General features: G+C 53.6%; 13 protein-coding genes. 9 read left to right on the plus strand and 4 right to left on the minus strand.

From position 1 onward, the window contains the following. The first annotated feature begins 6 nt into the window (after window positions 1–6). From amrB to A1332_RS04215, 7 genes are all read left to right on the plus strand, one after another. Window positions 7–786 (plus strand): AmmeMemoRadiSam system protein B, encoded by a 780-nt coding sequence (gene amrB / locus A1332_RS04185; RefSeq protein ID WP_064007303.1) that lies wholly within the window; start codon window positions 7–9, stop codon window positions 784–786. Next, entirely contained in the window at window positions 773–1,330 is a 558-nt protein-coding gene (gene amrA, locus A1332_RS04190; protein WP_064007304.1) for an AmmeMemoRadiSam system protein A, read from the plus strand. Before amrB ends, amrA begins: the two co-directional genes overlap by 14 nt. Before the next feature lie 203 nt (window positions 1,331–1,533). Continuing rightward, a complete protein-coding gene (gene zwf / locus A1332_RS04195; RefSeq protein ID WP_064007305.1) occupies window positions 1,534–3,000 on the plus strand; it encodes a glucose-6-phosphate dehydrogenase in 1,467 nt (488 codons plus the stop codon). Window positions 3,001–3,031: 31 nt separating this feature from the next. Beyond that, entirely contained in the window at window positions 3,032–3,742 is a 711-nt protein-coding gene (gene pgl, locus A1332_RS04200) for a 6-phosphogluconolactonase (RefSeq protein WP_064007306.1), read from the plus strand. A 106-nt stretch (window positions 3,743–3,848) separates the two neighbouring features. After that, entirely contained in the window at window positions 3,849–5,669 is a 1,821-nt protein-coding gene (edd, locus tag A1332_RS04205) for a phosphogluconate dehydratase (RefSeq protein WP_064007307.1), read from the plus strand. Between the two features lie 141 nt (window positions 5,670–5,810). Beyond that, window positions 5,811–7,256 (plus strand): decarboxylating NADP(+)-dependent phosphogluconate dehydrogenase, encoded by a 1,446-nt coding sequence (gene gnd, locus A1332_RS04210; protein ID WP_064007308.1) that lies wholly within the window; start codon window positions 5,811–5,813, stop codon window positions 7,254–7,256. Between the two features lie 91 nt (window positions 7,257–7,347). Beyond that, complete coding sequence (locus A1332_RS04215; protein WP_064007309.1) at window positions 7,348–7,977, plus strand: bifunctional 4-hydroxy-2-oxoglutarate aldolase/2-dehydro-3-deoxy-phosphogluconate aldolase; 630 nt, start codon at window positions 7,348–7,350, stop codon at window positions 7,975–7,977. Window positions 7,978–8,043: 66 nt separating this feature from the next. Here the strand turns inward: A1332_RS04215 and A1332_RS04220 are convergent, their stop codons facing one another. From A1332_RS04220 to A1332_RS04230, 3 genes are all read right to left on the minus strand, one after another. After that, window positions 8,044–8,457 (minus strand): Dabb family protein, encoded by a 414-nt coding sequence (locus A1332_RS04220; RefSeq protein WP_064007310.1) that lies wholly within the window; start codon window positions 8,455–8,457, stop codon window positions 8,044–8,046. Between the two features lie 62 nt (window positions 8,458–8,519). Further along, window positions 8,520–9,533, minus strand: a complete 1,014-nt coding sequence (locus A1332_RS04225; protein WP_064007311.1) for a M48 family metallopeptidase — start codon at window positions 9,531–9,533, stop codon at window positions 8,520–8,522. Then, window positions 9,534–10,571: a YjgN family protein gene (locus A1332_RS04230; RefSeq protein WP_160167694.1), complete on the minus strand. Its 1,038-nt coding sequence runs from the start codon at window positions 10,569–10,571 to the stop codon at window positions 9,534–9,536. Between the two features lie 211 nt (window positions 10,572–10,782). Here A1332_RS04230 and A1332_RS04235 point away from each other — a divergent pair, with 211 nt between their 5' ends. Then, the gene (locus tag A1332_RS04235) at window positions 10,783–12,363 is read left to right on the plus strand and encodes a methyl-accepting chemotaxis protein (RefSeq protein WP_064007312.1); all 1,581 of its coding nucleotides are present in this window, start codon (window positions 10,783–10,785) and stop codon (window positions 12,361–12,363) included. A 112-nt stretch (window positions 12,364–12,475) separates the two neighbouring features. Here the strand turns inward: A1332_RS04235 and A1332_RS04240 are convergent, their stop codons facing one another. Further along, window positions 12,476–13,042: a thioredoxin family protein gene (locus A1332_RS04240; protein WP_064007313.1), complete on the minus strand. Its 567-nt coding sequence runs from the start codon at window positions 13,040–13,042 to the stop codon at window positions 12,476–12,478. Between the two features lie 97 nt (window positions 13,043–13,139). Here A1332_RS04240 and A1332_RS04245 point away from each other — a divergent pair, with 97 nt between their 5' ends. After that, a complete protein-coding gene (locus tag A1332_RS04245; RefSeq protein WP_064007314.1) occupies window positions 13,140–18,260 on the plus strand; it encodes an AAA family ATPase in 5,121 nt (1,706 codons plus the stop codon). The last annotated feature ends 5 nt before the right edge of the window (window positions 18,261–18,265 follow it).

The raw sequence follows: 18,265 nt of genomic DNA on the forward strand, positions 1-18,265 counted from the left end.
CAGCGCATGAACAGAAAACCCGCCGTAGCAGGACGGTTTTATCCTGCCCACCCCCAACAACTCCATGACGCGGTCTCCGGCTATTTGCAGGACGTCAGCCAATCCGGCAAAGTACCCAAAGCCATGATCGTGCCGCATGCCGGCTACATTTATTCCGGGCCGATAGCCGCTACCGCCTATGCCCGCTTAAAGCCGGCCGCTGCCAGCATTACCCGCGTAGTACTGATCGGCCCCTCGCATCGCGTGGCGTTTCGCGGCTTGGCGGTCAGTAGAACCCACGCTTACAGCACACCGCTCGGCGATGTCGAGGTAGACCGAGCCGCTATCGACGCCTTGATGCATTTGCCGTTTGTGGAATACATCGAACAAGCCCATACCCTGGAACATAGCCTGGAAGTGCATCTGCCATTTTTGCAGGAAGTTCTACAGCAATTCACGTTGGTTCCCATAGTCGCCGGCGATGCCAGCCCCGACCAAGTTAGCCAGGCTCTGGAGCTATTGTGGGGCGGCGATGAAACCTTGCTGGTTATCAGCTCGGATCTCAGCCATTATCACGACTACGACACCGCCAAACGCCTGGATCAGGCGACCAGCCGGATGATAGAGCATTTGCAATACACCGAAATTTGCGGCGAAGCCGCCTGCGGCAAAGTGCCGGTCAACGGCTTGTTGAAACTGCTGCAACAAAAAGGTCTATCGATTAAAACTATAGACCTGCGAAATTCCGGCGACACGGCCGGCGACAAACAGCAAGTGGTGGGGTACGGTGCTTATGTCGTTGACTGAAACCATGCAGAATCAGTTACTGGAGCTGGCCCGGCAATCCATTGCTCACGGCCTGCAAACCGGTCGGCCGCTGCCGGTTAATCTGGGCGACTATCCGGCGGAATTGCGCCAAAACCGCGCCACATTCGTCACGCTGGAACGCGGTGACCAATTGCGCGGTTGTATCGGCATGCTGGAAGCGGTGCGGCCTTTGGCAGAAGACGTGGCCGAGAATGCCTTTGCTGCGGCGTTCCGGGATCGGCGTTTTCCGCCCCTGACCACCGAGGAACTGGCGGATCTTGATCTGCATATCTCCGTGCTTAGCCCAGCCGTCGCGCTGAAATTTAATTCCGAAGTGGACCTGATCGCGCAACTTCGTCCCGGCATGGACGGCATCATCTTGCAGGAAGGCGGCCGGCGCGGCACCTTCCTGCCCTCGGTGTGGGAGGATTTACCCAATCCCAAGCAATTTTTGCAACACCTGAAACAAAAGGCCGGTTTACCCGCCGCCTATTGGTCGGACACTATTCAAGCCTATCGCTATACCACCGAGATGTTCGGCTAACAGGCAACCGTTTCCTGCGCCGCCAACCCAAGTAAATCCGGCCCTGGCGGCCTTTGATCTTGTTCCAAACCGGCAACGAACATTATAATAGCGGCATTTTCGACTGATCCGGGCCCAGAGTTTCCTGCAACGCGCATTTGCTTGCGCGCTGAAATCGACATGCCAAAGCCGATCAACCCTCTTCTTCATTCCTGGTATCACTAATGAAAAATCAAAATTACAAACCCTGCGACCTGGTGATTTACGGCGCATTGGGTGATCTATCGAAACGAAAGTTACTGATCTCGCTATATCGTCTGGAAAAATCCCAGTTATTGGAAGCCGATACCCGCATTATCGGCGTTGATAGGCTGGATGAAACCAGCGCTGGTTTTGTGGAAATTGCCCATAATAGTCTGATCGCACATTTAAACACCCCGATTGACGACGAAATCTGGGGCAGGCTGTCGAATCGACTCTCCTACTTAAGAATCGACCTGACTCAACCCGAGCAATACTTACAGTTAAATGCCGTGGTCGATTCGGAAAAACGGGTGATGGTTAACTATTTCGCCGTGGCACCGTTTCTGTTCAAAAGCATCTGCCAGGGATTGCAAAGCTGTGGGGTGCTGACCGCCGAATCGCGCATGGTGATGGAAAAACCCATCGGCCATGACCTGAAATCGTCCAAGGAAATCAACGATGTCGTCGAGGAAGTGTTCCAAGAAGATCAGGTCTATCGCATCGATCACTACCTGGGTAAAGAAACGGTATTGAACCTGCTGGCCCTACGTTTTGCCAATTCTATCTTCACCACCAACTGGAACCACAACACCATCGACCATATCCAGATTACGGTGGGTGAGGACATTGGCATCGAAGGCCGCTGGGAATATTTTGATAAAACCGGCCAGCTCCGCGACATGCTGCAAAATCATTTGCTGCAGATTCTGACTTTCGTGGCGATGGAACCGCCTGCCGATCTGGAAGCGGAAAGCATCCACATGGAAAAAATCAAGGTTTTAAAAGCCTTGCGGCCGATCACCGTGCGTAACGTGGAGGAAAAAACCGTGCGCGGCCAATACACCGCCGGTTTCATCAAAGGCGCGGCGGTACCCGGTTACCTGGAAGAAGAAGGCGCCAACAAGGAAAGCACCACCGAGAGCTTCGTGGCGATTCGGGTGGACATCGACAACTGGCGCTGGGCCGGCGTACCGTTTTATATGCGTACCGGCAAACGCATGCCCAACAAACGTACCGAGATCGTCGTCAACTTTAAGCAGTTGCCGCACAACATCTTCAAGGACAGCTTCCGCGATTTGCCGGCCAACAAACTGGTGATCCATTTGCAGCCCAACGAAGGCGTGGATGTGGTGATGCTGAACAAGGTACCGGGCATAGACGGGAATATCAAACTGCAACAAACCAAGCTGGACTTAAGTTTTTCGGAAACCTTCAAGAAAAACAGCATTTTCGGCGGCTATGAAAAACTGATTCTGGAAGCCCTGCGCGGGAATACAACGCTGTTTTTAAGCCGCGAAGAAATCGAACAAGCCTGGGCCTGGGTCGATTCGATCCAGGACGCCTGGGCGCAAAACCACAGCGCACCAAAATCTTACCCGGCTGGCAGCTGGGGGCCGATTGCCTCCGTGGCATTATTGGCCCGCGACGGCCGCGCCTGGGAAGAGTAATCAATCTGTATCCATCACGAGAACAACGAATATGGTTAGAGAATTTTTTTTCGAACAACGTAGCCACCTGTTTACCGCCTTGGTCGCCGAATGCCAGGATGTTTTGTCCGAAGCAGTCAGCAAACACGGTCAGGCGACTTTATTGGTATCCGGCGGCACTACCCCTGCCCCGCTTTACGAAGCCTTATCCAAATCCGATTTGAATTGGAAAAAAATCAAGGTGGCATTGGTGGACGAACGCTGGGTGGATAATCAACACAGCGCCAGCAACGAGGCACTGATTCGCCGCAGTCTGCTGATCAACAACGCCAAAAACGTTGAGTTTATCGGCATGAAAACCCTGGCTGACACGGCCAAACAAGGCCAAGCCGAAACCGAAGCCCGCTACGCCAAACTGCCGCAACCTTTCACGCTGAGCATTGTCGGCATGGGCCCGGACGGGCATACCGCCTCCCTGTTTCCGCATGCCGAAGGCCTGGCCGACGCGTTGAGCGAAGACAATCAAAATCTGACCGCAGCCATCACCGCCATTCAGAGCGAAGTGACCGGACCCAATACGGAACGTCTGACCCTAACCCGCAGTGCCTTGTTAAAGTCCGAACGCATCGTGATTCTGTTTACCGGCGAAGACAAGTTGGCGGTATTCAACAGCGCCCAGAAACCGGGCCCGTTAGAGGATATGCCGATCCGGGGCTTATTGAATCAGGAAGACGTGCCGGTGGAATTGTACTGGGCACCTTAGTCGCTTAATTTTTAGGGTGGGTTAGACGCGCATAACCTGATCACTCTCGATTCCAAAACGCTGTTCGGCGCGTCGACACCACCCCATCTGCTGCCCTGGAGAGCTTATGCATCCTGTTTTAGAAAAAGTGACCGCCGACGTGGTGGAACGTAGCCGGGAAAGCCGCGCTGCTTATCTGGCCCGCATCGACGCCGCTATTGCCAACGGCCCGCAGCGCACCAATCTGCCTTGCGCCAATCTGGCCCACGGTTTTGCCGTCTGCTCCGCTAATGAAAAAGACGCGCTATCGCATGCCGTCAAAGCCAACGTCGGCATTATCTCCGCCTACAACGACATGCTGTCGGCACACGAACCGTATCAACACTACCCGGAACTGATTAAACAGGCCGTGCGCGAAGCCGGCGGTGTCGCGCAATTCGCGGGCGGCGTACCGGCCATGTGCGACGGGGTTACGCAAGGTATGCCCGGCATGGAATTGTCGCTGTTCAGCCGCGACGTGATCGCGTTGTCCACTGCTATTGGTTTGAGCCATAACATGTTCGACGCCGCCTTGTATCTGGGCGTTTGCGACAAAATTGTGCCGGGTTTGCTGATCGGCGCCTTGAGCTTTGGCCACCTGCCTGCGGTTTTCGTGCCAGCCGGCCCAATGACCACTGGCATCTCCAACAAGGAAAAATCCCGCACCCGGCAAAAATTCGCCGAAGGCAAAGTCGGTGAAAAAGAGTTATTAGAGTCAGAATCCAAGGCTTACCACAGCCCCGGCACCTGCACTTTCTATGGCACCGCCAACAGCAATCAAATGATGGTGGAGATCATGGGCTTGCATTTGCCCGGCAGTTCTTTCATCAATCCCTATACCCCGCTGCGCGACGAATTGACGAAAGCCGCAGCCAAACAGGTGTTGAAATTTACGGCGCTGGGCGACGACTTCCGGCCGATTGCCCATGTCATCAACGAGAAAGCCATCATCAACGCGATTATCGGTTTGCTCGCAACCGGCGGCTCGACCAACCACACCATCCATTTGATCGCCATCGCCCGCGCGGCCGGCATTATCATCAACTGGGACGATTTCGATAACCTCTCCAAAGCCATCCCGCTATTGACCAAGATTTATCCGAACGGCCCGGCCGACGTCAATCAGTTCCAGGCTGCCGGCGGCATGGGTTTGTTGATCCAGGAATTGCTCGAACATGGTTTACTGCACGGCGATATTCTGACCATCGGCGACCAGCGCGGCATGGCTCAATACAGCCAAGTACCAACTATTAACAACGGCAAGCTCGATTGGATACCAGGGCCGGCCAGCTCATTGGATCCGGAAGTCATTAGTAGCGTCGAGCAACCCTTCGCCACCGGCGGCGGCCTGCATGTCATGCACGGCAACCTGGGCCGTGGGGTCTCGAAAATCTCTGCGGTCGCGGAAAAACATCAGGTGGTGACCGCACCGGCCATGGTGTTCGACGACCAATTGGATGTGGTAGCAGCTTTCAAGCGCGGTGAACTGGAAAAAGACGTCATCGTTGTCTTGCGCTTCCAGGGCCCGAAAGCCAACGGCATGCCGGAATTGCATAAATTGACGCCGGTGCTGGGGGTATTGCAAGATCGGGGTTTTCATGTCGCCTTGGTGACAGACGGCCGGATGTCCGGCGCGTCAGGCAAGGTGCCGTCGGCGATCCACATGTGGCCGGAATGCATAGACGGCGGTCCGCTGGCTAAAGTCCGCGACGGCGACATCATTGCCTTAAACACGCAAACCGGCGAAGTCAACGTACAAGTCGATCAAGCCGAATTCGATGCCCGCGTGCCGGCTCCCAACAGCGCTACCGGCCACCATTTCGGTATGGGTCGCGAACTGTTCGGCGCGATGCGGGCAAACGCATCCACCTCGGAAACCGGGGCAACCAATCTGTTTTTCGTGGACTGATATTCACGCGTTTTAAGCAATGCCGTCTTAGTTTCACTTTGCCAAATCCGTCCTTCCTCGGAAGGACGACTTTCTTGAAACCAGAATTAAGCAACATTGTGTAATAACCCAACAATGACAACGTTTACAGTAGGCACGCACATGAAAGCAAATATCGGTTTGATCGGCCTGGCGGTCATGGGACAGAATTTAGTCCTGAACATGAACGACCACGGCTTCAAGGTAGCGGTATATAACCGCACCACCAGCAAAGTCGATGAGTTTTTGGAGGGGGCCGCCAAAAACACCCAAGTCATCGGTACACACTCTCTGCAAGAACTGGTGAACAGTCTGGAGTCACCACGCAAGATCATGTTGATGGTCAAGGCTGGGGCTGTCGTGGATCAATATATTGACGACTTAATACCTTTGCTGTCAGAGGGCGACATTATCATTGACGGCGGCAATTCGCTGTTTACAGACACTAACCGCCGCACCCAATATTTGCAGGAAAAAGGCCTGCTCTACATAGGTACCGGCGTATCCGGCGGGGAAGAAGGCGCGCGGCACGGCCCTTCCATCATGCCCGGCGGCAACAAAGCAGCTTGGCCGGCGGTTAAATCGATTTTTCAGGCCATCAGCGCCCATGTTGACGGCGACCCTTGCTGCGAATGGGTCGGCGACAACGGTGCCGGCCACTACGTAAAAATGGTGCATAACGGCATCGAATACGGCGACATGCAGCTGATATGCGAAGCTTATCAACTGTTAGCCGAAGGGTTGAACTTGAGCACCGACGAAATGCAGGCAATTTTTGCCGAGTGGAATCAAGGCGAATTAAGCTCTTATTTGATCGAAATCACCGCCAACATCCTGGCTTACAAAGAAGACAACGGCCAACCCTTGCTGAACAGCATTCTGGATACCGCCGGCCAAAAAGGCACCGGCAAATGGACCGGCATCAACGCGCTGGACTTAGGGATACCGCTGACCCTGATCGGCGAATCGGTCTTTGCCCGCTGCTTGTCCGCGCAAAAAGACGAGCGCATCCGAGCCGCCAAAGCCTTGCCTAAAACCAGCGCCAGCTTTAGCGGCGACAAAGCAGCAATGATTCAAGCTATTCGCCAAGCCCTGTATGCCTCGAAAATCATTTCTTATGCGCAAGGTTTTCGGCTGATGCGCGAAGCCGCCAAGGAATACAAACTGGCGCTGAATTACGGCGACATTGCCTTGATGTGGCGCGGCGGCTGTATCATTCGCAGCCAATTTCTGAACGACATCAAACAGGCTTACCAGCAAAATCCCGATCTGGAAAATTTGCTGCTGGCCGATTTCTTCGTCGAGGCAATGAAACAGGCCGAAGCGGGTTGGCGTCAAGCCGTGATATTGGGCATACAACTGGGTATTCCCACACCGGCCTTCTCGTCTGCGCTAGCCTATTTCGACGGCTATCGCACCGAAAGATTGCCAGCCAATTTATTGCAGGCACAACGCGACTATTTTGGCGCACATTCGTATGAACGCACCGACCGGCCCAGAGGCGAGTTTTTTCATACCGACTGGACCGGACGCGGCGGCAAGACGGCCTCAACGACTTATACGGTATAAGACCAAGACGTTTGGCTATTATCGTTTCGTTAACCAGACACGCTTCATTGCGCGGGTTTATCCAAACACCATCACATTAGGAAAATAAGAAATGACCGTATCAATAAAAGAAGTCATGACCACCTCGCCGGTAATGCCGGTGATGGTTATCAACCAACTCGACCAAGCCGTACCCTTGGCGCGCGCGCTGGTGGAAGGTGGATTGAAAGTATTGGAAATCACCTTGCGCACGCCGGTGGCGCTGGATGCAATTCGGCGCATCAAAGCCGAAGTGCCGGGCGCGATTGTCGGTGCCGGCACCATCATCAACATTCAAACACTGAAAAACGCCATTGATGCCGGCGCGGAATTCATCGTCAGCCCCGGCGTCACCGACAGCTTGCTGGATGCGGCCTTGGCTTCCGGCGTGCCGATTTTACCCGGCGTGATCACGCCTAGCGAAGTGATGCGTTTGATGGACAGAGGCATTACCGCGATGAAGTTTTTCCCGGCCGAAGCGGCGGGCGGCATTCCAATGCTGAAATCCATCGGCGGCCCGCTGCCGCAAGTGACCTTCTGCCCGACCGGTGGTGTCAACCCCAAAAATGCGGTTGAGTATTTGGCCTTGAGCAACGTCGCTTGCGTAGGTGGCTCCTGGATGGCCCCCTCCGACTTGGTCGATGCCGGCGATTGGGCGGAAATTACCCGCCGCGCCGCAGAAGCAGCGGCTTTGAAAAAATAGACCCAATAACTCGGGTTGTGGCCAGCGCCCAACCCGACTCAAACTTGCTGCCGCAGACTGTCGGCATCATTCAATAAAGTCGTAAACCTTATATTTGTCCACCAAGGGCCGCAAAACCTGCTGCGCCACGCGCAGATATTCCGGATTCTGCAAAAACGTTTCGTAAGCCTGCTGACTTTCGTAAACGCTGGAAACCGCCACATCATAGCTTTCATCTAACGCGGCATTCGCGCGTCCGCGATTAATCGCCGCCGGTGTACCGACAGCGTAAGCCAACACGCCCGGCAATTTAGCCAAACCTTCACTGTCTTGGATATATTGTTGCCGGAGTTTCTCGTCGCCAGCCTGTTTCAACCAAACGATAACCAAGTGATGCACTTTGCGATTTTGTGCGTGGTGATCGGACTTGGCATTATAGGAACAGCCGGTTCCGCTGAATGTAAGCAAACAAGCCAGCGCAACGGGGAAAATACATTTCATGCGTTTTTGTTCTCCTAATGAACATTAATTGGCCTACCGCACAATAAGAGCCTCGGACAATTTTACTGACCGCGCAGACGTTTGATGCGTTCCTCGGTATTAGGATGGCTGGATAAATAATCCAGCGCTTCAACCGATTCTACCGGCTGTTTCGGCGCGGCGGTTTGATGAGCGGCCTCCAGTTTTTCCAATATATCGGCCAGCCGGCTAACCGGAATACCGTTAGCGCGCAACAATTCGGCGGCAAAAGCATCGGCCCGGCGTTCGAAATCGCGCGAATAGCGGGTTTGTAATAATACGGTCGGTGCGACGGCCAGCAGACTACTGACATCGCCAATGTACCAAGCCATCGCCAAACCGACCACGGAAGCCTGTAACATTTGCCGCAAGGCATGTTTTTCATGAACATGACCCATTTCATGGGCCAGCACCGCCAAAATTTCCTGGTCGTTACTCGCCAAATTTACCAGGTCGTCGAGTACCAACACGCTGCCGCCGGGCAACGCAAAGGCGTTGGCGCCCAATGTCGGACTACCGCGAAATTCAATGTGCGCCGGTCGGTCCTCACCCGGCGGCAAGACCAGGCGCCGCAAGCCATCCTGAAGGGTGTGCCGACGTTCCTCGGCTAGTTTACTGGGCATCAACAAGGTTTGATCGAGGCTGGCGAAAAACTGATTATCCATCCGCTCCAGCAGATAAACCGGCACCCGGTCCGCCACGACCCGCGCCGCATAAGGCAGTCCAAACAAATACACAACGGCAAGCAGGCTCAAAGTTAACAGCAGCGCTGCCAACGCATACCACCAGCTATTCTCCATACCCGCCACCGCGCTATTTCCTGCATCCTGCAACATCTCGGCAAAGCCTTGCCGGTCTGCCACTTCGCAGCGGCCGCCGTCGGCGAACAAAATCAGGCGCGGCGTGCTGCCGAGCGGCGGCGGAATTTTCAGACCGTTTAACTCTTCGCGCCGCACAATGTCCCGGCCCTGCAACAACAGTTTATCCCCTTCCACACAGAGGGTGACGGGATGCGGCCGGGCTTGCCGCCCGTCGTAGTAAACAGCCGTGAGCCACATTTACAAGGCAATATCGAAATCGAACATCTCGGCCATTTCCTCGCCGGCGGCGGAACTATTAGTCTGCAAACCGGCCACAAAATCGTCAATGCTGCCCTGCGGCAATAAGGCCACGTGCTCGATGCGATAACGCGCCAAGCGGATGTCGGCAAACGGCTTGTACAAGCCCAAGGTCAACAAAGTCAATAGTACATTACCAAACATGATGCCCAGCATCTCCCGCGCCCGCAGCTGGGCCTGAAAGCCATGCGGCCCCAATTGTGTGTTATTCCAGACTAAGTTCTGCAAACGCGCCGCAACATAGGGATAAGCCAGTAAAAACAAGGCCAAATATGTACCTATCGAGGCTACCAAGACGCTCATCGCCACCAATTGGTCTGCCTCCACCGGAATCAGCTCTTTGCTCCCGAGCAACATGACGCTGGTCATCAGACCGGCAAACACTAATACGCCGATAAATATCGTCATAAAATAGATACGGTAATAAGCGCCGCTACCGGCGAAGAACTTAAAAAACTCGCTGCCATACGTGCTGTTTTCACGGGTATAACGGGCCATGCGCTGTTGCGCCAGCGGCCAGAGCAAACCCAGGGTCAACGCCGACAACACCGGCAATAGCAGAAAATTGAAATACGCCGCCCCGGTGCTGCCATGAAAGGCAAAACGTAAGCCCCGGTAGCTGGTGTTATGCAGCCTGAAGCGGAGCGAACGCATCAGCAGCCAGGGCATGGCGACTATGATCACCAGCAGAATAGCCGACCCCGCCACCTGATCGAATTTACCGACCAAGGTATAGCAAGCAAACAATAAAAAGGCGACGATCCGTCCCTTCAAAATCGCCTTAGGATCGCCGTGATAGTCAAAACTCGCGCCGGCTAACGTAGTGTGCCGGTAAAAATATTGATTACGTTTGACTTTGGCCCAGGCGGAGTAAACTCCCAAAGTGACAATACTCAAGCAGACATTGACGATCCAAATCCGGAAATACTCGCCACCGCTACCGCTGAATTGCAACTGCCGTGATTGATATTCTGTCATTTCCATCCTCTTTTTAGGTTTTTCCGTTGCAAGCATAGTGCATCGCCGGTATCTAACAACAAAATCCGGCGCGGATACCAAACCCTAATCATTGGCCGGTTTTTGCAAACGCGTTAAAGCCCTTTATACTTCATTAACAATAGCGGTACAGCCAAGTCAGCAAACGCTTGCGTGGGGACTTACCTTTCTATCTCTGCCTACCCCATAAAAAATGAGAAAAAATTTACCTATTACCCAGCGTGAAGTGATTTACGCGTCTTCGGCCACCATCACTTCCGGGACCGATCCCGCCGGCAAGATCAATTATGTCAATCAAGATTTTTTGGAGATTAGCGGCTTTAGCACGACAGAGCTGTTAAACCAAAGCCATAACATCGTTCGCCATCCCGACATGCCGTCCGCCGCATTCGCCGATTTGTGGCAAACCGTGAAGAGCGGCCGGCCGTGGATGGGTATCGTCAAAAATCGCTGTAAAAACGGTGACCATTACTGGGTGGATGCTTTTGTCACACCACGCTTCGAAAATAGCAAGATCGTCGGCTACGAATCGGTGCGGGTTAAACCGGACAGCACTAGCGTAGCCCGTGCCAATACTGTCTACGAAAAACTGAACAACGGCAAAAATATCGATTCGCCTCTGAGCCGCATCGGTTTGTCCGGCAAACTGACCGCCGGGTTTGCGCTGATTCAATTGACGACCGCCGTCAGCCTATACATGACCGAGACTAGCGGTTTTGGGGTAGCGGCAGCAGTTTTTGCCGCCCCTCTAGCTGCCGGTTATGCCTGGCTTTCTTTAGTTTTACAACCCTTAAAAGTTGCCGCGGCGGAAGCACGCGGGGTTATCGACAATCCGGTGATGCAGCAGATTTACACCGCTGACAGCAGCGAGGTTGGGCAATTACTGTTGGCGGTGAAACTGTTAAAAGCAAAATCCAGAACCATCATTCGCCGTCTAACTCAAGCGACCGAGCCCTTGGCAGGCAAAGCAGATACGAGTTACAGAGCAGTCAACCAAGTCAGCGTGGCAATGGATAGGCAGCTGTCGGAAATCGAACAGATTGCATCGGCGATACACCAAATGAGCGCCACAGTCAGCGAGGTAGCCCGCAGCGCAGCCAACGCCGCCCAAGCCGCCAACGACGTCAATCAGCAATCGCAAGAGACGCTATCGCGGGTCAACAATACCATCCAAATGATAGACCGCTTAGTGATCGCGGTCGACCAAGCCGAAACGGTCATCAAAATTGTGGCCGATCACAGCAAGAAAATCGGCGGCGTACTTGATGTGATTCAAGGGATTGCCGAACAAACTAACCTTTTGGCACTCAATGCCGCCATTGAAGCGGCGCGAGCCGGCGAGCAAGGCCGGGGATTTGCGGTGGTGGCCGACGAAGTCAGAACCTTGGCCGGACGCACACAAAAATCCACGGAGGAAATTCACAAAATGATAGACGGCCTGCGCTCCGGCGTGAACAACGCCGTACAGGAAATGGCTAAAGTCAGGGAAATGGCGGCAACCGGTGCGGAACACGGAAAAAACTCCACCGAATCGCTGCAACAAACCACGCTGTCGGTCAATATTATTAACGACATGATCGTGCAGATCGCCAGCGCCGCCGAACAACAGCATATCGTTTCCGAAGAAATTTCCAGAACGGTAGAAGCCGTCGGCACCTTATCGCGACAAACCACAGAGCATGCGGTTCATGCCAGCACGGCCAGCGGCGGTGTCTCGGAACTCAGCAAAGAACTTGATATGTTGGTTGAGCAATTCGACGATATACAACGCTAAAAAGTGCACGGCAAAGTCTGAGAGCGCTTCTGCACAGGCAGAAGTCAGAAAAGATCAAACACCTAAACAGCGGTTTTTACCAGGGTGGTAACCTGCTCCGGATTACCGTCAACTACTCCGCATGTTTCCATTTGATATTACAGCCGATGCTGGGAATTTGTGCCGCGTCGATAGGCTGTCCGGCCAGCAACTGATCCAAGGCCCTGCGCAAATCCTCGCCGGTTACCGGCACCGCATTCTTCGGCGTGGCGCCGTCCAGGCGGCCCCGATAAACGCAAGCCAGACCGGCATCGAACAGATAAATATCCGGGGTACAGGCCGCCTGATACGCCTTGGCCACCGCCTGCGATTCGTCGTACAAATACGCGGCAAAGGGATGCCCCCATTCCACCATCATCTGCTGCATTTTATCCGGCGCATCCTGCGGGTAGTTTTCGATGTCATTGGCACTGATCGCCACCGTCGCAATGCCTGAGGCGGCGTATTGCCGGGCAATAGCGATCAACTGCTCTTTAATGTGCAACACATACGGGCAGTGGTTGCAGATAAACAAAATCAAGGTGCCGCGTTCGCCTTTCAAGTCCTGCAAGGCATAGTTGCGGCCGGACACGGTATCCGGCAAACAAAAGTCTGGAGCGATACTGCCTAGAGGCAGCATATTGGAGGCTGTCGCGGCCATGGCTAATCCTGCTGAGTCAAAACAAGACTAGAATTATAAAACAGCCCGCTCCCGGAACTGCCGCGAAAATCGCGTTAATACTCCCAGTCGCCAACGCATGATCGATATAAGCACCAGAACAGTTCCGCTCAAAAACGCTCCGCAACTGGACAGCTACGTGCTGACCGACAAACTCGGAGAAAGCCTGCAAGCCACGGTTTATAAGGGCTACCATAAACATGTGCCGGAATACCCGCTGGTGGTTAAATGCCTGAAACTATTGTCCAGTTGGGACGACCAATCCCGGCACCTGCGGCAAAAAATCGAACGTCTGAAAGTATTGCACGACCCGCGCGTCTGCACGCCGTTGGCTTTGGAATCCAACGACGGCGATCAATTCATCGTGCAACCATGGTTCAACGGCCAATCATTAAACGCTTGGATCACCCAACAGCAGGCGGTGAATTTAGCCGATTTTTTTACGCTGGCCTGCTCATTAGCCGACACCTTGCAATCGGTGCATGATGCCGGCATCACTCATGGCGGCATCAAACCGCACAATATTTTGGTGCAATCCGGCAGTTTGAATCTGCGTTTGACCGATTTCATTACGCCGTTGGACATCCGCGATGTCAGTCATTTCATTTACGATCCGGAGTTTGTCCGCAACACCTTAGCGTATACCTCGCCGGAGCAAACCGGCCGCATCAACTACCGGGTTGATTTCTCCACCGACTTATATTCGCTGGGCATCGTGTTTTACGAACTGCTGACGGGCCGCTTGCCGTTTTTTTCCGCTGATCCCTTGGAACTGATTCACTCGCATCTGGCCGAGGAGGCGGTCAAAGTCCACGATATCAGCCCGGGCATTCCCAACACGCTGAGCGAAATCATCGCCAAACTGATTTTGAAACAACCGGAAAAACGCTATCAGAGCGCCTCCGGCTTGCTGGCGGATTTGTTGCGCTGCCAGAAAGAACACGAAATTACCGGCAGCGTATCGGATTTTGGTATAGGCCAGCATGACCGCAGCCGTCGGGTGATTTTCATTTCGAAAATGGTCGGCCGGGAAAGCGAAACCGAGCTTATTCGCCAGGAATATAGTCAGGTAACCCAAGGCCAGTTTCGTTCGGTGTTTATTTCCGGTCTATCCGGCATAGGCAAAACCCGGCTGATTCAGGAACTGCAAAAACCGTTGGTGAAAAATCGCGGTTATTTCAGCTCCGGCAAGTTCGATCAGTACCAAAAAAATATTCCCTACAGTTCGCTGATCCAGGCCTTGCGCAATCTGATACGCACCTTTCTGACCGAAAGCGACGCGCAAGTAAATGATTGGTCCACAAAAATTCTCGAAGCGCTGGACAATGCCGGCGGGGTGATCGTCGACGTGGTGCCGGAGCTGGAATTCATCATCGGCCCGCAAGCCGAAGCCCCGCCCTTGCCGCCGGTGGAAGCCCGTAATCGTTTCAACAATCTGTTCGGCCGCTTTCTAGCCTGTCTGGCCAGCGAAGAAAATCCCTTGGTCTTATTCATCGACGATCTGCAATGGTGCGACAGTGCCACGTTCGATTTCTTGCAAAACCTGTTCACCAATCATCGCGAACACCCTTATTTGTTTTTTATGGGCGCTTATCGTCACAACGAAGTGGACCAAGATCACCCCCTGACGAAACTGATTCGTAGCGTGCAAGAAAACGCCGACCCGCTGGCCGAGATTCATCTCACCGAACTCAGCGACGCCGACTGCCACGAAATGGTCGCCTACATTCTGGATTCGTCGCTAACCGCCACGGCAAATTTGGCCGACTTTATCGCGCATTTGACCGAAGGCAACCCCTTGTTTGTCAGTGAAAGTCTGGCCTGGTTGTACAACGAAGGTTTACTCGGTATCGACGCCAAACAGCACTGGCAATGGGATATGAACCGCATCCGCGACACGCAAATGCCGGCCAGCGTGGTGGAGCTGTTCAGTGCCAAAGTGCGTAAATTGCCAAGCCGGACTTTACACATCCTTTACCACTGCGCATGCATGGGCAATCGCTTTACTGCCGAGGATGTCGGGCTGGTGCTGGACAAACCCATCGAGCAGCTGTTCGAGGATTTAAAACCGGTATTAAGCATGGGGCTCTTGCTGGAAAATAAAGCCGACCTGCAATTTGTCCATGACCGGGTGCAGGAAGCGGTATTGCAACAAGTTGACGCCGCGTCCCGCCCCGGCATCCATTGGCGCATAGGCAATCGCCTACTGTCTGTGGTTCCGCCTGGTGCCGAGCTGGTCAGCCTGGACAATTTATTCACCATCGCCGCCCATCTCAATCAGGGTTGCCCGGCTATACTCGACGAGCAAACCGCCTATTGGCTGGTGAATATCAACTTCAACGCCGGCAATAAAGCCCTGGATGCTCTAGCCGGCGATGCCGCCAACGAATTTTTCCTGAAGGCCCACAATTATCTGCCGACCGATTGTTGGGAAACGGCCTACGCGCTGACGTTTAGGATTTATCAACGCCTGGCAAAAACCGATCTGATGTGCGGCCGCTACGACAGCTCGGAAGCTTTATTGAATCGGCTGATCGAGCATGCGGTCAGCGACCTGGACAAAGCCGAAGCGCTGGCCGATCAGACCACTTCGCTATCCTCGTTCGGCAACTTCAAACAAGCTATCGCCACTGCCAATCGCGGCTTGGCTTATTTCAACAAGTCCATTCCCGACGATCCCGAGCAAGCCCGGCAACGTATGGAAAATCTGATGCAGATCATCGAACAGCAAGACGATGTCTGGCAAAAAATCCTAAACATGCCGTTTACCGAACAGCGGCAGAGCAAAATCGAACTGGCTTTTTATAGCGAGTTGATTCCGGATTTATACATGTGCGGTCTGGTGCCGCAGCTGTATTTGTCCGCCGCCCAATCCACCTTGCATTGTCTGGAAGGCGGCATGGACGAATCGGTGATTTATTCGTTTTCCATCATGGGCCTAAATCTGGGCGAACAAGGCAAATTCGCGCAGGCGTTTCGCTATCAGGATTTGGCTCACGACCTTTGCGCCAAATACCCCAACACCTTTGGCGCTACCAGAGGCATGAACGGCATCGTCTGGTGCAATATGCACTCGCGTAGCCACCCCGCCGATATTGTCGATTACGCGCATAAAGCTATTCAATCCGGGAAGAACTGCGGCGATTTATACAACGCCGGCTTGTCCTACGGCCCGCTGATGTGGAATCTAATTGCCCAGGGTAAAAACCTGCGCTGGGTCGAGGAAGCCGCCGAGGAGTGTTTACAATTTTCCCGTAAAAACCAGCTGTCGTTTTCGATAGGTCTGGCGCAAGCAGTAATGGCCGGCTGGGTATTGCCGATGAAGCCCGACTGCGGTCAGCTCGATATGCAAGCGACCCTGGCTGACTGGCAAGCCAATAATTATGTTGCCGCTACCGGCAGTTACTTCGCATTACTGGGTTTTGCCCAATATTACCTGGGCGACTATAGTTCGGCGGCACTATCCTTGAAAACCGTGGAAAACTATTTGCATGGTTTAACCGACAATGTCTTGAAACGTCTTTGGTATGTATTTCGGATCTTGAACCTGCTGCGCTCGGAAACGGATGATGCGCGAATCGATTCCGAAATTCCGCCCTTGCTCGCTGAACTGGAAGTGTGGGGGCAACTCGGTCCCTTGTTAAAGCCCTACGTGATGTTTATACATGCGGAATTAGCCAATCAGCATGGCCAATATCGCGACGCGCGCAATCTGTATCTGGATGCCATCGCCCTATCGCTGGCACAGAACTATGGCGTACTGACCGGCCATCTATACGAAGCGCTGGCCGATCTGACCCTGAAACATGGCCTGGGCGATGCGGAACTGTATTACGGCGAAGCCCGCCGCCATTACCGTCTATGCCGTGCGGACGCGAAAAACAACCGGCTACAGGAGCGTCATCAATACGTCAGCCCGGAAACCGGCGCCAGAATAGCCAAACCCCACCCGGCGCCCACTACCTTACCTAGTCTGGACATCAGCTATTTGATGAAGTCGGCGCTGGCGTTATCGGCGGAAATCGATCTGACTCAACTCATGCAAAAAATCATGGCCGTGGTGTTGGAAAGCTCCGCAGCCCAACACGGTTACTTGCTGATCAAACAAAATGACGAGCTCTTGGTCGCCGCCGAGCAGCACGTCGGTAAAAAGCGCACGATACATAAGCACTATTACGGCTTGAACAAGGTGCGCGGCATCTGCCACGCCATCGTCAATTACGTGCAACGCACCCACGAAAAAGTCGTGCTGAGCGATGCCTGTAGTGAAGGTGATTTTCAAAATGCTCCCGAGGTTGTGGCGTTCGGCTTACGCTCGGTATTGTGTTTGCCGGTCATCAAGCAAAGTGAGTTAATCGGTCTGCTGTATCTGGAAAACCGGCTATCCGAAGGCGTATTCACTCCGGAAAAAATCAGCATGACCGAGCTATTGACCGCGCAAGCCGCTATTTCGTTGGAAAATGCCCGCTTACTGGAACAAACCCGCCAAGCTTATAAACAATTACAGGAAAATCAGGATCATATGCTGCAAATGGAAAAGTTGTCGGCACTCGGCACGCTGGTCGGCGGCGTGGCCCATGAGATCAACAACCCACTGATGGGCGTGATGAACTTCGTCGAATTTGTCTCGGACCGCACTGAAGACGCCAAATCCAAACAAGTGCTCGCGCAAGCCTTGCAGCAAATTCAACGTATCAAAAACATTGTTTCGAATATGCTGGTGTTCATGCATCAAAAAAACACGCAAACCGGCAGTTGCTCGCTGGAAGAGGTTTTAGGCCAAACCTTGTTGTTACTGGAAGGCGAATTGCGCAAAACCGCTATCCAAGTTCGCACCGAGATACCGGAAAACTTGCCCAAACTCGCCTGCACCGCAGAAAGCATGCAACAGATTCTGATCAATCTCTTAATCAATGCCCGCGATGCGCTGCGCGGCATTGCGCAACCTGTCATTGAAATTAGCGTCAGCTCCGCGGAAAAAATGCTAGAGTTGATTATAAAAGACAACGGCCCCGGCATCCCCGACGAGGTGCAAGGCCGCATGTTCGACCCCTTCTTTACCACCAAACCACCCGGCCAGGGCACCGGCCTGGGTTTATCGGTCACTCGCCGTCTGATTCAGGATGCCGATGGCTCGATAGCGGTGGAAAGTCGCATTGGCGAAGGTTGCCGCATACGGTTAAAATTCCCCCACTATTAGTATTT

The organism is Methylomonas methanica (assembly GCF_001644035.1).
Classification (GTDB): domain Bacteria; phylum Pseudomonadota; class Gammaproteobacteria; order Methylococcales; family Methylomonadaceae; genus Methylomonas; species Methylomonas methanica_A.

What these genes read in the sequence shown, in the direction of transcription:
- pgl (WP_064007306.1), top strand. Translation starts at nt 3,032, where the DNA reads ATGGTTAGAGAATTTTTTTTCGAACAACGTAGCCACCTGTTTACCGCC.
- A1332_RS04235 (WP_064007312.1), top strand. Translation starts at nt 10,783, where the DNA reads ATGAGAAAAAATTTACCTATTACCCAGCGTGAAGTGATTTACGCGTCT.
- A1332_RS04220 (WP_064007310.1), bottom strand. Translation starts at nt 8,457, where the DNA reads ATGAAATGTATTTTCCCCGTTGCGCTGGCTTGTTTGCTTACATTCAGC.
- edd (WP_064007307.1), top strand. Translation starts at nt 3,849, where the DNA reads ATGCATCCTGTTTTAGAAAAAGTGACCGCCGACGTGGTGGAACGTAGC.
- gnd (WP_064007308.1), top strand. Translation starts at nt 5,811, where the DNA reads ATGAAAGCAAATATCGGTTTGATCGGCCTGGCGGTCATGGGACAGAAT.
- A1332_RS04215 (WP_064007309.1), top strand. Translation starts at nt 7,348, where the DNA reads ATGACCGTATCAATAAAAGAAGTCATGACCACCTCGCCGGTAATGCCG.
- A1332_RS04240 (WP_064007313.1), bottom strand. Translation starts at nt 13,042, where the DNA reads ATGGCCGCGACAGCCTCCAATATGCTGCCTCTAGGCAGTATCGCTCCA.
- amrB (WP_064007303.1), top strand. Translation starts at nt 7, where the DNA reads ATGAACAGAAAACCCGCCGTAGCAGGACGGTTTTATCCTGCCCACCCC.
- A1332_RS04245 (WP_064007314.1), top strand. Translation starts at nt 13,140, where the DNA reads ATGATCGATATAAGCACCAGAACAGTTCCGCTCAAAAACGCTCCGCAA.
- A1332_RS04225 (WP_064007311.1), bottom strand. Translation starts at nt 9,533, where the DNA reads ATGTGGCTCACGGCTGTTTACTACGACGGGCGGCAAGCCCGGCCGCAT.
- A1332_RS04230 (WP_160167694.1), bottom strand. Translation starts at nt 10,571, where the DNA reads ATGACAGAATATCAATCACGGCAGTTGCAATTCAGCGGTAGCGGTGGC.
- amrA (WP_064007304.1), top strand. Translation starts at nt 773, where the DNA reads ATGTCGTTGACTGAAACCATGCAGAATCAGTTACTGGAGCTGGCCCGG.
- zwf (WP_064007305.1), top strand. Translation starts at nt 1,534, where the DNA reads ATGAAAAATCAAAATTACAAACCCTGCGACCTGGTGATTTACGGCGCA.